Annotated in this window: 15 protein-coding genes; 8 read left to right on the top strand and 7 right to left on the bottom strand. The window is 35.4% G+C overall.

Annotation, left to right across the window (positions count from 1 at the left end; translation table 11 throughout):
* Window positions 1-83 precede the first annotated feature (83 nt).
* Together AC6CHR_RS12465 and cdiI are read left to right on the top strand one after the other, a co-directional pair.
* Window positions 84-2,246 carry a PrsW family glutamic-type intramembrane protease gene (locus AC6CHR_RS12465; protein ID WP_498249165.1) on the top strand — a complete coding sequence of 721 codons (2,163 nt, stop codon included), beginning with the start codon at window positions 84-86 and terminating at the stop codon, window positions 2,244-2,246.
* 22 nt (window positions 2,247-2,268) lie between these two features.
* Window positions 2,269-2,631 carry a ribonuclease toxin immunity protein CdiI gene (gene cdiI, locus AC6CHR_RS12460; protein ID WP_498249164.1) on the top strand — a complete coding sequence of 121 codons (363 nt, stop codon included), beginning with the start codon at window positions 2,269-2,271 and terminating at the stop codon, window positions 2,629-2,631.
* A gap of 270 nt (window positions 2,632-2,901) precedes the next feature.
* On the opposite strand, the gene AC6CHR_RS12455 is transcribed toward cdiI, so the two are convergent.
* Window positions 2,902-3,447 carry a DUF6241 domain-containing protein gene (locus AC6CHR_RS12455; RefSeq protein WP_498249163.1) on the bottom strand — a complete coding sequence of 182 codons (546 nt, stop codon included), beginning with the start codon at window positions 3,445-3,447 and terminating at the stop codon, window positions 2,902-2,904.
* A gap of 186 nt (window positions 3,448-3,633) precedes the next feature.
* On the opposite strand from AC6CHR_RS12455, the gene AC6CHR_RS12450 reads away from it, so the two are divergent.
* On the top strand, window positions 3,634-3,804 hold the full coding sequence (locus AC6CHR_RS12450; RefSeq protein WP_498249162.1) for a hypothetical protein: 171 nt from the start codon (window positions 3,634-3,636) through the stop codon (window positions 3,802-3,804).
* 148 nt (window positions 3,805-3,952) lie between these two features.
* Here the strand turns inward: AC6CHR_RS12450 and AC6CHR_RS12445 are convergent, their stop codons facing one another.
* Complete coding sequence (locus AC6CHR_RS12445) at window positions 3,953-5,287, bottom strand: Na+/H+ antiporter family protein (RefSeq protein ID WP_498249161.1); 1,335 nt, start codon at window positions 5,285-5,287, stop codon at window positions 3,953-3,955.
* 360 nt (window positions 5,288-5,647) lie between these two features.
* Here AC6CHR_RS12445 and AC6CHR_RS12440 point away from each other — a divergent pair, with 360 nt between their 5' ends.
* Window positions 5,648-6,490, top strand: coding sequence for a glycerophosphodiester phosphodiesterase (locus AC6CHR_RS12440; RefSeq protein ID WP_498249160.1), 843 nt, complete (start codon window positions 5,648-5,650; stop codon window positions 6,488-6,490).
* A 119-nt stretch (window positions 6,491-6,609) separates the two neighbouring features.
* On the opposite strand, the gene AC6CHR_RS12435 is transcribed toward AC6CHR_RS12440, so the two are convergent.
* A complete protein-coding gene (locus tag AC6CHR_RS12435; RefSeq protein ID WP_498249159.1) occupies window positions 6,610-8,115 on the bottom strand; it encodes a leucyl aminopeptidase in 1,506 nt (501 codons plus the stop codon).
* A 206-nt stretch (window positions 8,116-8,321) separates the two neighbouring features.
* Between AC6CHR_RS12435 and AC6CHR_RS12430 the strand changes: the two genes are divergently transcribed.
* The gene (locus AC6CHR_RS12430) at window positions 8,322-8,807 is read left to right on the top strand and encodes a divergent PAP2 family protein (protein WP_498249158.1); all 486 of its coding nucleotides are present in this window, start codon (window positions 8,322-8,324) and stop codon (window positions 8,805-8,807) included.
* A 1-nt stretch (window position 8,808) separates the two neighbouring features.
* A complete protein-coding gene (locus tag AC6CHR_RS12425; RefSeq protein ID WP_498249157.1) occupies window positions 8,809-9,606 on the top strand; it encodes a cobalamin-binding protein in 798 nt (265 codons plus the stop codon).
* Between the two features lie 157 nt (window positions 9,607-9,763).
* Here the strand turns inward: AC6CHR_RS12425 and spsC are convergent, their stop codons facing one another.
* The 3 genes from spsC to AC6CHR_RS12410 all read right to left on the bottom strand — a co-directional run bounded on the left by spsC (window position 9,764) and on the right by AC6CHR_RS12410 (window position 12,446).
* Complete coding sequence (spsC, locus tag AC6CHR_RS12420; protein WP_498249155.1) at window positions 9,764-10,495, bottom strand: stationary phase survival protein SpsC; 732 nt, start codon at window positions 10,493-10,495, stop codon at window positions 9,764-9,766.
* A gap of 219 nt (window positions 10,496-10,714) precedes the next feature.
* A complete protein-coding gene (locus AC6CHR_RS12415; protein ID WP_498249154.1) occupies window positions 10,715-11,035 on the bottom strand; it encodes a YuiB family protein in 321 nt (106 codons plus the stop codon).
* Between the two features lie 196 nt (window positions 11,036-11,231).
* Window positions 11,232-12,446 carry an NAD(P)/FAD-dependent oxidoreductase gene (locus tag AC6CHR_RS12410; RefSeq protein ID WP_498249153.1) on the bottom strand — a complete coding sequence of 405 codons (1,215 nt, stop codon included), beginning with the start codon at window positions 12,444-12,446 and terminating at the stop codon, window positions 11,232-11,234.
* Between the two features lie 410 nt (window positions 12,447-12,856).
* Here AC6CHR_RS12410 and yumC point away from each other — a divergent pair, with 410 nt between their 5' ends.
* Window positions 12,857-13,849 (top strand): ferredoxin--NADP reductase 2, encoded by a 993-nt coding sequence (gene yumC, locus AC6CHR_RS12405; RefSeq protein ID WP_498249152.1) that lies wholly within the window; start codon window positions 12,857-12,859, stop codon window positions 13,847-13,849.
* Window positions 13,850-14,049: 200 nt separating this feature from the next.
* Here the strand turns inward: yumC and AC6CHR_RS12400 are convergent, their stop codons facing one another.
* Complete coding sequence (locus tag AC6CHR_RS12400; protein WP_498249151.1) at window positions 14,050-14,295, bottom strand: hypothetical protein; 246 nt, start codon at window positions 14,293-14,295, stop codon at window positions 14,050-14,052.
* 519 nt (window positions 14,296-14,814) lie between these two features.
* On the opposite strand from AC6CHR_RS12400, the gene AC6CHR_RS12395 reads away from it, so the two are divergent.
* On the top strand, window positions 14,815-15,420 hold the full coding sequence (locus AC6CHR_RS12395; protein ID WP_498249150.1) for a DUF1349 domain-containing protein: 606 nt from the start codon (window positions 14,815-14,817) through the stop codon (window positions 15,418-15,420).
* Window positions 15,421-15,493: the final 73 nt, after the last annotated feature.

Here is a 15,493-nt window from a genome sequence, read left to right as displayed (position 1 = left end):
CAAAATCGTAAGCATCGGTTATCATCATAAATTTAATTTAAATCATGCAGGAATGAAAAAATACTGCATTGGAGTGGTGCAATATGACGAGAAAGGTTGAAAAGTTTAGAGTAAGTTTAAGGAAGAAGCTCGAGTCTATCTTTTTCTTTTGGAATGTATGGACTCAGAAACATCCATTCATTTTACGAGTCTTTACGATTTTTTCATGGATATCTCTTTGTGCCTTCGTACTAAGCTTAATTTTTTTGGAAGACTCTCGAAAAATGTTCGTCCAGTTTTTTTGGTCATTTTACGTCATTTTGCAATTTTGGTTGTTATGTCGTAGTAAAACTTTATCTTGGAAGAAGTACACCTATTTCTTTATGGCAGGGGCATGGTTAATTGTACCCTTGAATTCTTTTATTGTCAGTTTTATTACAAATATTTTCGGTGGGATGGAACAAGATGTATGGAGTCAAGCATTTTTAACCCCGATTACTGAAGAAGTATTAAAACTGATCCCCATCGGAGTTTATCTATTTTTGTCTCGACGTGCTTCCACATTGAGTTTAAGCGATTATGCCCTTATTGGTGCGGCATCGGGAGCTGGTTTTCAATTTTTAGAGGAAACAACTCGTCGATTGGTTTCTGGAGGCATTTTCGATTATGGTGTGACATTATTTGAAGGGAAAGTGATCCATTGGGATTTATTCACATTATTTCCAGGATACTTCGAGGCGAGCTTTTTACCCGACAAAATGACAGCTGGACACCCGTTACTTACCGCTATGATAGCGTTAGGCCTCGGGCTAGCAATCAGGTTTAAAAGTAAATTAAAGCGGTCTACTTATATTTTTCCTATTATCCTTTTGGTTTGGGCCATTTTTGATCATGCAATATGGAATGCTGGTTTCCAGGCTCCGGATTGGTTAACCGGAATTCATGATTTATTAGGAAGTGGCTATGCCGCAAAATCGACATTTTTAATTATGCTCGGCGCTGCGTTGATCATCGATTATTGGGAATTGAACCGAGTAAGAGAGAAGCTCCCCATGTTGTATGGAGAAATCAATATCAATCCAGCTTCTGAATTGTGGAATCTATTTAGAAGCGTTTTTGAGGAAAGACAACGTTTTGGAGACTTGCTGCTATTTTATCGAGAACGGAGAGAACTAGGCTTTACACTGTTGCATGGTAAAACAGAAGCCAAGGAACTTTTATCAGGCTTAGAAGCAAATATACAGAAGTACCACAAAGCTTTAATCGCTGTATTTGTAGCATTATTCGCAGCTATGTTTCTATCTGAATGGGGAGTAACAGCCAATGGCCCCGATGCTTGTTTTGCATGTTTATTTGATAGTCTGCAAAACTGGTGGAATGGTTTATCTACTGGGGAAAAAGGGTTGATTGTACTCGGAGCATTTGCTTTAACATTCCCATTATTAGGATTTTGGTCGGCAATAGGGGCAGTATCGACTGGAATCGGTCTTGCTGCAAGTGGTAGTCAGATTGCAGACATCATCCGCAATCCTAAAAAGTTACTGACGCCAGAAACGGCACTTGCACTGGGAATTAGTTCCTTGTTAAGCCGAATTCCTTTTGGGAAACCCCTAGTAAAACTAGGTGACTCAGTTGCATCGAAAATTAAACCTTATTTAAAAAGATTCTTGGAACCGTTCACCGGCAAGAAGAAAAGGAATAGTAACAAATACCCAGATCAAAATCAATCTGTGAAAAAAGCTCCACAAGAAGAAAAGACTCAGAATAAGGACAATAATAGTAAAGATGATTCTAAAAAAACTGAGGAACCGAATAAAATTATTACGTTTAAACCAGGATATGATAAGCATTTAGTGGAAGTAGTAGATATTGTTAGAAAAAAAGGTAAGGGCGTAGTCGGAGGACATAATCTCAATAATTTCGAAAAAGCATTTAAAGAAAAAGGTTGGGATTTAGAGGAATGTATCATTTCAAAAAGAAAGCATCCATCCATCGAGGGAGTGCATGAAATAGAATATGGCTTACCTAAATTAGACATGGAAGGTAAGTTAATACCAGGAGAGCTTAAAAATGTTTCCCATCCAAAAACAGTTTACGATCCTAACATAATATCAGACGAAGAGATACTAAAATGGGGGGAAGAAGCGATGAAAAATGGTAAAGTCATTAATAGAGAGATAACAGGAGTTTCCTCTAACGGACTCCAATTTAGAGGCTTTATTAATGAATCAGGAGAAATAACAAATTTCTTCCCTACACTGGATTAATGATTAAGGAGTTGGAAGCATCATGGAAGATAAGAAGAGAAAATTGATAAAATACTTCTATCACCACATGGGAAACGGTAAATTTTTAAGAATCTTAAGAAGTTATGCCAATGGTGAGGGATATGGTAACGAATATGCGAGATTTGTGTTTGCAGACTATTATGAAAAGTGGGAAGAAGATTATTTTGGTAAAGAAGGAATAGCCTATTACATTGATCGTCCTGCAGTAGAGGAGGACGAAGAAGTTATTTTAGATTATCCGACATTCTATAAATATCTAAGAGAAGATTGTGTTAGTTATCTAGAAGATTATCCTCAAGATAAACCAGAAGTAGACAAACAATTAGAAATTATTAAAGAAAGATTTAATATACAAGAACCTTGATTAGCTTTTATGCTTTTCAAGGTTTTTTTAACATGTCTTTTCCATTTCAAACCTATTGTTCAGTTTTTGATGAGAATTAGTAGTTAATGATGCTTGCCCTCTTAATCACAGTATGATCCTTTAAAAAAGCACCTATAGATAAAGGCCCTTTCACGAGTGTCCTTACTATAGGTACTATATCAGTAAACTTTTCCCTTTTTTATGTTTTTTTAATAGTTGTTCCACAATAAATCAATTTTTTTCTTAAACTACACTCTTATTAAAACATCCTTATTTTAAACTCCTATTATTTTCCTCTAAGTATTGCTTTTCCTCTTCATTACTCATGACTCCAGTTGCCTTACCAATTGTTCCACCTTGTAATTGCCATATAGCATTATGGTCTTTATCCGCTTTTGTAAAATCAGCTTCCTTCCACCGATTAAGGATTTCCAAAAGTAAATCGCTATTTTCATAGCTTCCCGCTTCTATTACACTGATTAAAAACTGAATCCGTTCATTAGTCATTTGATAATGTATCCATTTTTCATCTGCGATCACTTTTTGGTGTGACATTCCGTGCATATATGTAAGTAATTCATCCTCAGCTAACATAGCATTATTGCTACCAAAGGGATTGTCAGATATTTTTTCTACTTGCTCTGATTCTGCATTTCCTGTCTCTAATAACGTATTTTCTTCTTTTGATTGAACCTTGGAAGTTGTGACAGCCTTTTGATCAATCATATCTACGAGAATAACTCCTAAAACTCCTAGGAAAATAGCAATAAACACGATACTTACTATAATAAGTTTATGTTCCTTTATCCACGACAATAGCACACCTCCTAAAAGTTGGATATACTAATGATACAATGCCTTAATCAAACGAAACAAGGAAAAGGATTGTCGAAATTTCTCTATTTTAATCGATTTTACTATTTTTTTATTTTCAATGTATAATTAATACTAGTTTTGTTAATAAATAGAGTAGCTTAGAGTAAATGAAAAGGGTGTGAGCTTATGAAGAAATTAGTCGTTAAGAAATACTTCTTAGACCTAAAAGATAGAGAAATACTAGAAAGAGATTTATTGGTAGTAAATCCTGACTTGATAGACAATATACTAGAATGGGATGATGAGGAGCTATTGGAGAAAATAAAAGAGATAAACAACAACACCACAACCGTTTGATTATCTATATGAATCATACACCTAAAAAGCAATGTGCTGGAGCTAGGGCTGGTTTACTAGTTATGAAAGTTTATGGAAAAAGGTAGATAACCATCGTATTGAAAGCTACGATGATTAGTCTACCTTTTTCTTTGTTTACTAATAGATTTTATAATGTAATGGCAGCTATCCAGCCAAATATGATTAACGGGATATTGTAATGGACAAAGGTTGGTACACACGTATCCCAGATATGATTATGATTTCCATCTACCGATAACCCTGCTGTAGGCCCTAGTGTACTATCAGATGCTGGTGAACCTGCATCTCCCAGGGCAGAAGCTGTACCAATAATCGCAATAGTCGCCATTGGGCTAAACCCTAGCTCAAAACATAATGGTACAAAAATGGTTGTGAGAATCGGAATTGTTGAAAATGAGGATCCGATTCCTAGTGTAACTAGTAAACCCACTATTAACATTAACAATGCCCCAATTACTTGATTTCCACCAATTATCGTTGCAGCATCTTCAACTAGTTGTTCAACATGTCCTGTTTCCTTTAATACACTTGCAAATCCGGAAGCAGTAATCATAACAAAACCGATAAATGCCATCATTTTCATACCATTTGTGATAACAATATCTGCTTCTTTCCGCTTCAAGATCCCAGTTATATATAGAACAACCAAGCCAGCTAATGCCCCAAAGATCATTCCTTCGACCCCTAGCTTTTGTGACAGATATAGCTGCACTGAAAGAGATACGATGATTGAAACAATGGCAAGGATAATACTTTTCTTAGTGAACGAATTACTTATATTTTGTTCAGCAACTTCACGCGTTTCATACTGTCTTTTTTTACGATAAGAAAAGAAAATAGCTATCAAAAGTCCCACAACCATACCAAGAGCAGGAATGACCATTGCACTTGGGATATCTGTTAACGAAACAATTAATCCACTTTCTTCCATATTCGTCTGCATAATTTCATGGTAAATTGCACCAAATCCAACTGGCAACAACATATATGGAGTAATTAACCCAAAGGTAATAACCGTGGCAATTAATCGACGATCCACCTGAAGCTCATTTAATACCTTTAAAAGTGGTGGAATTAATACCGGTATAAAGGCAATATGTACAGGAATCACATTTTGTGAAAAGATAGCCATTATTAAAATCATTAAAATGATCAATACTTTAGAAAGTGTTTTTCGTTTTGTTTCACCTTCGCGACCTACTAATTTGATCGCCGCAGAAACCATTGCATCTGGAAGACCTGTTTTAGACAGGGCTACTGCAAAAGCACCTAATAAAGCATAACTCAAAGCAACAGTTGCATTCGCTCCTAAACCACCTGTAAATGTTTCGATAGTTGTCGCCACTCCTAGTCCACCTGTTAATCCTCCAACTAGGGCACCTACAACAAGGGCAAATACAACATTTATTCTTAGTAAGCTTAAAATAAGCATAACAACAACAGCTATAACAACAGCATTCAATGGAAAAACCTCCAAAATCCTTTAGTTTGCTAATATGGTAGAGAAATAAAATAATAAAATAAATTTATCATAACCCTTTTTACCATGTCAACGGAAATTTTGTCTAATTACCGAAGTAAAGGACAGGAGAGGCAATTATACCGCCTGTATTAATTCAGAAGATTATATATTTCATCTATCAACCCATACCATATACTCTATCAATTGGCCTTATTTTGACTAAATGCCAAATGATTCTAGTAAGTGATTTAAATCTTGCTCGATATTAATATAAATGTAATCAATTATTCATGTTCAATTTACATCCTATCTGTATTGTACAGGGTGTACCAACAATTAAAGAATAGGAAGTGAAGCAAAGTGAAAAATAATCGATTTCTATTGTTTGCTAGCCTGCTTATATTTGTAACATCTTTTCTTTATGAAAATGCAGCTAGTGCAGCGCCGAATAATAACTGGCTACATAGTAACCGAACGGAGTTAAGCGCTCATCGTGGTGCACAAGTTACTGCTCCAGAAAACACTTTGGAGTCAATTACCCAGGCTGGTTTACTAGGATATGGATTTGTTGAAATCGATGTCCAAAAAACGAAGGATGATCAATATGTCTTAATGCATGATAAAACAATTGATCGTACAACAACAGGCACTGGTAAGGTAGAAGATTTGACATTACAAGAAATTCAAAGCTATAGGGTTGAAGATAAACAAGGGAATTTGACAAATTTAAAGGTCCCCTTACTTAAAGAAGTGTTAAAGGAAGCTCATCGATATAACCTCGGTATCAATTTCGATGGGTCAAAAGGGAATTGGGATAACAAAGAATTTGTCGACGGTATAATGGAAGAAGCAAAAAAAACAAAAGTATTAAATCATTCATTCTTTGTGCTGAGTAATACGGCTATTAGAGATCAATTTAACAGATGGTACCCAGAGGCAACTCTCACATTCCTTGGAAATGCATTGAAGAATGTTGATGCTGATATGTCAGAGTTAAAAAAATATAAAAACGCTATTTATTCAACATCTATTCACAATATAGATGTTGAAACGGCAAAAAAAATTAAAAAAGGAAAGATAAAATTACATGTATATTCAGTTAACACAGACGAAACATATGCAAAAGCGAAAAAGATTCATCCACGATTAATTGAAACTGATGTGATTGTTCCCAAAATAAATTCTGGAATGAATGATAGGTGATACGCCCTACAGATTTCCTATTTAACTTTTGTAGATAAGATAAAAACAACAGTTTGACAATGTCTGTCAAACTGTTGTTTTCCGTGTTAATAGCGTTGTTATTGACATTACTCTCTAAGCTATTTCGTTTCTTCAAATCTTTCTACAAATGTAGCAAGTGTTCTTGCCATTACACCAGTTGCACCTGATGGGCCTAAGTCGTTTTCTTTTGAGGCAGTTGCCGTACCAGCTATATCGAGATGTACCCATGGGGTAGTTTCTGCAAATTCTCCAATGAATGCACCTGCCATTATGGCATGACCTTCTCGGCCAGGTGAGTTATTTAAATCCGCCATTTTACTATCGCGAACACGTTTTTTATCCTTTTCAGTAATTGGTAAGCGCCATATTGGCTCATCCACTTCATGTGATGCTTGAAGAACCTGTTCAAACAAGTCTTCATTGTTAGTCATAGCCCCTGTTGTATCAGTACCTAGTGCTACGATGACTCCACCTGTCAGGGTTGCTACGTCTATTAAGTAATTAGCACCATGATGTTTTGCATAGGTTATCCCATCTGCAAGTGCTAGACGTCCCTCTGCATCAGTGTTCAATACTTCGATCGTTTTTCCGCTTAAAGATACTATGACATCATCTGGCTTAAACGCTCCACCACTTATCATATTATCTGTAGATGGAATAACAGCCACAACATTTTGTTCTGGTTTTATTTCACCAATAATCTCCATCGCACCAAGTACTGCTGCAGCACCACCCATATCGGTTTTCATGCCAACAATGCCGTCCTTAGGTTTTATTGAATAACCACCTGTATCAAAGGTTATTCCTTTTCCAACAAGTCCAATAACATCTGACCACTCATCTTTACCTTGATATTTTAATACAATCATTTTCGGAGGTTCCTCAGATCCCTTGTTCACCGCAAGTAATGCCCCCATACCAAGTCGCTCCATCTCGTCCTTTTCAAGAACTTCATATTCAAATTGGTACTTATTTGCTAAGTCAATTGAGTATGTTGCTAGCTCAGTCGCAGTTAATAGATTAGGGGGCATGTTTGTTAATGTTCTTGCACTGTTTGTGCCTCTACCAAATGCATAGCCAATTTCTAGTCCTGATTTTATTTCAGCTATTTCACCTATTGTTGAAACAACTTGAATCTCTTCAATGTTTTTTTCAGGTTCATTTGACTTCTGTTTGTAGTCGAGAATTTTATATGTTGATTTAGCAAAAGCCTCTGCTAACCCATGTGCTAAGTCGTTAGAATCTAGTTTATCTGTTACAAAACTATCCAAAACAATCGTAACATTCTGGATTTTAGCATCCTGGATCGTTTTAAATATCTTACCAAATACTTCCTTTACTGAATCAAAGTTACTTTCCTTTTCCCTACCTAACCCAACAAAAAACACACGTTTTACTTCTGCTCTACCAAGGGTATGTACTTTAGTAATTGCCTTTCGTTTAGTAGATAAGTCTCCATCCTTCATTAACTGTGTTATTTGTCCATCTAGTCGATCATCTAGATCAGCAGTAAAGCCTGTTAATTTACTGTTTTTTTGATATAGACCGATCACTAGTGTTTCATGTTGATTAGTTAGATCCAGTTGATTATGTACTTTAAACAAACAAGCACCTCCAAATTTAATAAAAGGTCGAAAATTGATGTATTGCTTTTTCATTGAACGAAGCTGAGATATGCTATAATGAAGAAAATCTTTTTTTCATTCTCTCTCTTTGGGAGAACTTATTCTTCATTGTATCAAAAATAATCTTTAGTAGAAATGAAAGCGCATGATGAATGGATTTAACATCATTGAAAGGAGTATATACGTTGGATTTATTTCTTAATTTCCCTTTACTCTCTGCACTAGCTGCAATCTTATTTGCCCAATTTGTTAAAGTACCAATTCAATATCTTGCTACTAGAGAATGGGATTGGTCTCTTGTAACCAGCACTGGAGGAATGCCTAGCTCTCATTCAGCTGCAGTTACAGCTCTATCTACAGGAGTAGCACTTGATCACGGTATTAGCTCCTCAATCTTCGCGATAGCAGCTATTTTTGCAATCATTACAATGTTTGATGCAACAGGAGTAAGGCGACATGCAGGGGAACAGGCAACCGTATTAAACCAGCTTGTGCTAGATTTCAATAAATTTGTTGAAGAAGCGAAGGTATGGCCCAAAAAACATGAACAAGATAAACAAAAGAAATTAAAGGAACTTCTCGGTCATCAACCAATTGAGGTCTTCTTTGGTGGTATCACCGGAATCCTCCTATCACTATTTCTTTACTTTTTCTTTGGAATAGGTGAATAACATGAAGATCATTTCCATTTGTCCTAGTAATACAGAGCTTGCCGTATATCTGGGCTTAAAAGATAACTTAATTGCACTTGATGATTTTTCTAATTGGCCAAAGGAGCTAGAACATCTTCCTCGTCTCGGACCTGACCTATCGATTAATATTGATCTATTAGAGAGCTACAAACCTGATCTAGTACTTGCCTCTCTAAGTGTTCCAGGTATGGAGAAAAATGTGAAACAATTAGAAGAACGGAATATCCCTCATCTTGTCCTTGATCCACAGTCTTTGAATGATATTGCGGCAGATCTAATTACGGTAGGAAACGTAACAGGAAAAACACGGGAAGCAACCCTTTCTGTTGAAAAATTCAACAACACTCTCAATACATATAGAAATGTCGCGGCTACAATCAAACAGCCCAAAACGGTCTACTTTGAATGGTGGCCAAACCCTATCTTTACTCCTGGTAAAACAAATTGGTTAACAGAAATAAGTGAATTATCTGGAGCTAAAAACATTTTTGATGATGTTGAATTAGCTAGTGTGCAAACAACTTGGGAAGATGTGCAAAGTAGAAATCCGGAACATATTTGTTTATCCTGGGTTGGTGTAAAGCAATCAAGAATGAAACGCGAGCATGTATTAAAGAGAAAGGATGCGTCCGATATGATAGCTGTTCAAGATGGCCAAATTCATCTGCTTCAAGAGGAACTTTTCTGCAGACCTTCACCACGTCTTCTTGATGGTTTACAACAGTTGGCATATCTTATTCATCCAAATGAATATCCTAAACCTATTAGTGAAATTTAGGGGAAATACTTTTCTAAAGAACAAATCGATTTTAGCACTTGTTCGGTCTCTACAAGCATCTGACTTGTGCAAAATTGGACTGCTGAAACTGGATGTCTAGTACTTATCCACAGTACAAGAATTTTATTATTCTAACTACGAAAAAAGCTAGTATTCACTAGCTTTTTGTTTTTCCTTTTATAAACTTTTGTCTGAATACTTGCATTGACTCATCTTCATTCAACAGCTCAAGCTGTTCCTCTGTTAATGTACCTTCACCTTTTTTCACTACATAAACATTAATTTGCTTTTTACCCCAATTACTATAGACATCATTTACTGTTTCATAATAAAGATCCAATCTATTACCTTTAATTGCACCACCTATGTCTGCTACAACTCCATATCCATAACCTGGGATAAATAAAATCGTGCCAATTGGAAAAATACTAATATCCGCTGCAACTGTAGAATACAAATCACGTTTTACTTTCACACCTGAATAGGTAATCCCGTAACTAGGATGGTCTGGATGTTTTCCTGTAGATTCAACACCAGCTGTATAACCTGTCGCAACTACATTCTTTGTTGGATATTTTGACCAATCAAATGCATCTTCTAGTGATACATCGTGATTGAACGTTTCAACACTTGATGAAATTTCAGTGCTTACCCTTGGTTCACTATTTATAGATTTAAACACTAAACCTAAAAATCTATATGTATCATCTTCATCCGTATTCTTTTCATTCACAGTTTCAATACTCTTACTTGAACCGGAATTCTGGCTATACCAATTTGAGACATCTTGCGCTTCTATACCTGATATTACTTCAAACGTTGTAGTCAATGCTCCTAAAAATAATAAAGTCATAAAAATCCTTCTACTTACTCTCTTTATACTAATCATATTTCCTTTTTCGCTCCTCTCTCACAAAACTATTCGTTCCCTATTTTGCGAGAGAATATTCATAAATAAGCAAAAAACATATTTTAACAGTTTGAAAGCTGAAACGAGAAACCTATATATATCATACGCTTTTTACAAAATAATTTATTTTTCCAGCCAAAAAAAGTCTGTCACCACGAATGGTGTCAGACTTTTAGTAATTGGAATTCATAAAACAATTTAGAACATTTGATAACCACTTTTTCGAAGCATTTTAATAATAACTCCGGATAGAAGCGCTCCAATTAGACCACAAACTAAAATGAGGATATCTGCTAATGCTAATGAGGCCAACTTATTCCCTAAAGCCGGAAATGAATCACCTGGTTTTTGAAAATATGTAATGAATCTCACATCATCTATAATAAAAATACAAACGATTGGATACACAATCGCCATTATCCACGACATGCGTAAAAGCATATTTAATAAGAAACCGATGCCGAAAAATAAAACTAAAAATAAAAGCATTGATATTAATAAAACAGGTAAGCTTAACATGCCTATCACCTCCATTACACCTTTTTAAGTGTACTTAACTAACGATAGACAGTCAATCCTAATACAGTGAAATTTTTATGACTTCTACTAAGTGCTAGATTTTTACTTGCTAGCATAATTTCAAGATAGATCCATTTCTTTCTTACAATAGAAAAGAACACAAGCCAATTAGACTCATGTCCCCCCTTATAATAAATTATAGTAAGTTAAATTTACCTTTTTTCAAAACAAGAGAAGGTCCGCCAACCATTAATAATGCACGGTTGTCGATCATCTTCTTCATAAATGAAGCTTTAGATCCTACTAGTTTCTTACCAAAAACAACACCAACTGCATCATTTTCACCCAGTGATGCAACAGATCCTTTAATGTCAGGTGTAAATGTACCCATTTCTCCATGTCCACTGATAGCAACAGCTAAATTCTTAGCACATACTTCTCCTTCTTGCATAGCAATTTGAGCTGTTGGAGGGTATGGACGATTAATTTCTTCGTTGATGATCAACGCACAATCTCCAATAATGAAAACATCATCATGTCCTGGAGCACGAAGGAATTCATCTACTTTCACACGACCACGCATGTTTTCGAATCCCGCTTCTTCTACAACACTGTTACCACGAACACCAGCAGCCCAAACAACAGTGCCAGCTTTTATTGTTTCTAATTGCTCACCTTTTGCAACAATGATACCTTCTTCAATACATTCTTTAATCGCAGTACCAATCATAAATTCTACACCTTTACGTTGTAAATGATTTACAGCGTAATCTACTAACTCAGGATCAAATCCTGGTAGTGCTGTTGGTGCTGCTTCGACACAAATAATACGAACCTTTTTGAAGTCAATGTCATACTCTTTGCATAGTTCAGGAATTCTATTACCTAATTCACCTAGGAATTCAATACCAGTGAATCCTGCACCACCTACAACAATTGTAAGTCGCTCGTCCTTTTTCTCAACTTCCATATTATATGAAGCAAATTGATATTCAATATGTTCTCTTAATTGGCGGGCTGAATCAATACTAGTAATACCGAATGCAAATTCTTTTAATCCTTGAATACCAAAAGTTTCAGGATGTGCACCTAGAGAAATAACTAAGTAATCATAATCTACTTCTCCATTTTCTAGAACAACCTTTTTCGCTTCTTTATCAATTGAAACGACAGTATCTTTTATAAATTTCACACGGTTACTATCAATGATATCCTTTACTTGATAACGAGCACGATCATGGTGTAATGTACCTGCTGAAGCTTCGTGTAACCATGTTGTTTCATAGTGATAATCATTTTTATTCACTAATGTGATTTCTGCATCGTCTACTCCAATTTGTTTTTGTAAACGAGTAACTGTTATTAATCCACCATATCCTGCACCTAATACGACAACTCTTGGCTTTCTCACTTAATTACATCCACCTTTTCCTTAAATTATTGTAAAGAAACGTATTATATTACTACTATAATCCACTTAAATACAATTTTTTATTTTGCTTAAAAGATAAAACTTTGTGAAATTTTTCACTTACCAACACACACTGAAGGTAAAGTACCACTGATATATAAATATATATAATTACACCTATATTCCATATTAGCGATTTCATTATCATTTTTCAAGTCAAATTTTCTAACAAAACAGTTTAATTTTTATTCCCTATGCTTTATAATGATTTTTTATTTCACTTTCATCATTATAGCATTTTCAATTGGGGTATTATATAAAAATTAACATGAAGTTTACTAGGTGAGTGAAAGTACATATGGTAAGATTTTGTCATAGGTTGGTACTGTTACTATAGAGGAGGATATCTCGTGAAAGAAGATATAAAGGTATTTGATATTACCATAATTGGTGGTGGCCCTGTGGGTTTATTTACTGCCTTTTACGGTGGAATGAGACAAGCAAGTGTGAAAATAATTGAAAGTCTTCCACAATTAGGTGGGCAGCTATCAGCATTATATCCTGAAAAATACATATATGATGTTGCTGGCTTTCCAAAAGTGAGAGCCCAGGAGCTTGTTGATAACTTGAAAGAACAGATGGCAAAATTTTCTCCGACCATTTCATTGGAGCAAGCGGTTGAATCTGTTGAAAAACAGGCAGATGGCATTTTTAAACTTACAACAAACACTGAAATTCATTATTCAAAGACAATTATTATTACTGCAGGTAATGGCGCATTTCAACCTCGCAAACTAGAAATTGAGGATGCAGTAAAATATGAGAGTGAAAATTTACATTATTTTGTTGATGATTTAAATAAATTTGCTGGAAAGCGCGTTGCTCTTTGTGGTGGCGGTGATTCCGCAGTTGATTGGGCATTAATGCTTGAACCTATTGCTGAAAGCGTCAGCCTTATCCATCGTCGGGATAAGTTTCGTGCACATGAACATAGTGTCGAGTTACTTAAAAACTCTAAGGTCGAGATCGTCACTCCATATATCCCTACTGAACTAATTGGTGAAAAACAAGTTGAACAATTAGTCTTAGAGGAATCAAAAGGAGATCATAAGAAAGTTCTAGATATTGATGACTTAATTATAAATTACGGATTCGTTTCTTCACTAGGACCAATTAAAAGTTGGGGCTTGAATATTGAGAAAAACTCCATACTCGTTAATACAAAAATGGAAACGAATATTGAAGGTATCTATGCTGCAGGTGACATTTGCACGTATGAAGGTAAAGTTAATTTAATTGCAAGTGGATTTGGTGAAGCACCAACTGCTGTTAATAATGCCAAAGCATATATGGATCCAAAAGCTAGAGTTCAACCATTGCACAGTACAAGCCTGTTTGAATAAACAAAAGCGCAAAAGTCCGTTTAGCGCCGTATGAACTGGAGCTCTCCGCAATGAGATAAAGGAAACTTGTTGACTTATCTTATGGAGCTGGGTGTCAAAGCGCTTATCATATTACAAGAACCTTATAGTTTACAAAACAAAAACGACTGTTCAATACCAGTCGTTTTTGTTTTGTAATTACATGCTTAAATTAACACTCTTCAGGCGTACCAGTCTTCTTTGTAGTTAATTTGCGCTAGTTCTTTACTTTGTTTCGGTAATTGTAGAGCTTCTTGTACCTCTAAACGTCGGTTCTCTTCTGTCTTTAAAGATTCTTCTTGAGCATTTTGTTGATTTCTATGGATATTCTCCAATATTTTTTGATTTTCAGCATGTCTTTGTCTTTTCTCTTTTATTAATTCCTGTAAAAGTTTCTCAAAATAAAAAAAACATGCAATTAAACCCACTCTGCGAAACTCAGCAACCTTAGTTAAATTCCGGTATTTGACTAAGGCATGTAATCAGTTCAACGAGATACGTAATCATGTGTTTCCTAGCAATTGAAGCTCGATAAACTATCGACTTTTCACTCGTAGGAACACCGAGATACTTGCAGTTATCATCAGAGTGCAACCAGCTGAAGTCACCCCAACGATGTCAGGATCAATAACGATTATCTCTCCGTCTAAAGTAGTGCCAGGCGGAATACCTAACGAAGTCAACTCCTGAAACTTGGTGGTTACTTTGTTATTGTGAAGCTTATTTAGTCATACTTTACAGGGTTAATCTACGGATATAATAGCTTATACCCCCCGAGCTAAGTTATTTCTATTTAACTTCATAAATCTCTTGTACAAAAATACTGTAAGTTATAATATGGAAAATAAAGTATACCCTTATTTCTAAGTTTTCCGAAATATTTTACAATATGATTATTACTTGAATAATAATTGGTCAAAATCAAAATCAGAATGGGGAAGAAAAAAATGATCAAAAAATCATTAGATCGTTTTAAGTGGATAAACGAAAGTAAGGCAGAATATAGTCAAAATACATTGATTATTGACGCACCAGCCAAAAGTGATTTTTTCTGTAATAATGGTGTTGTTTCAGAATCAGGAGCATCCCCACAAAATCTATTAAATGCTCCGTTTTATTATACAGAAGTAAGTGGAGATTTTGTTATGCGTGTTCAAGTCTCTCATGAATTTAAGGATATGTATGATGCCGCATGTATTATGGTTATGCAAGATGCAAACATCTGGGCAAAAGCATGCTTCGAAGAAACGGATTTTGATACACATGCTGTAGTTAGTGTCGTCACAAATCATACTTCAGATGACGCAAATGGTTGTAACATTGAAGGAGATACAGTCTGGCTACAAGTAGCAAGAGTAGGCAATGCTTTCTCTTTCCATTATTCATTAGACGGGATTAAATTTGATATGATGCGGTTTTTCAGTTTGCCAGTTGATAAGACAATTAAGGCTGGCTTAGTCGCTCAGGCCCCAATCGGAAATGGCGGATCCCGCATGTTTAAGAACTTTTCATTAATGAATAAATCAATTAAGAACATTCGAGCTGGTGAATGAATGATTTAGAATAGCTTATTGTTTTTTGATTTCAGCATATATTACTGGTAGTGTAAAAAAGCCCCGACTTAAG

The organism is Metabacillus sp. GQ13 (genome assembly GCF_059758525.1).
Note: the sequence above shows the minus strand (reverse complement) of the source record. Positions and strands in the feature narration are given on the sequence as shown.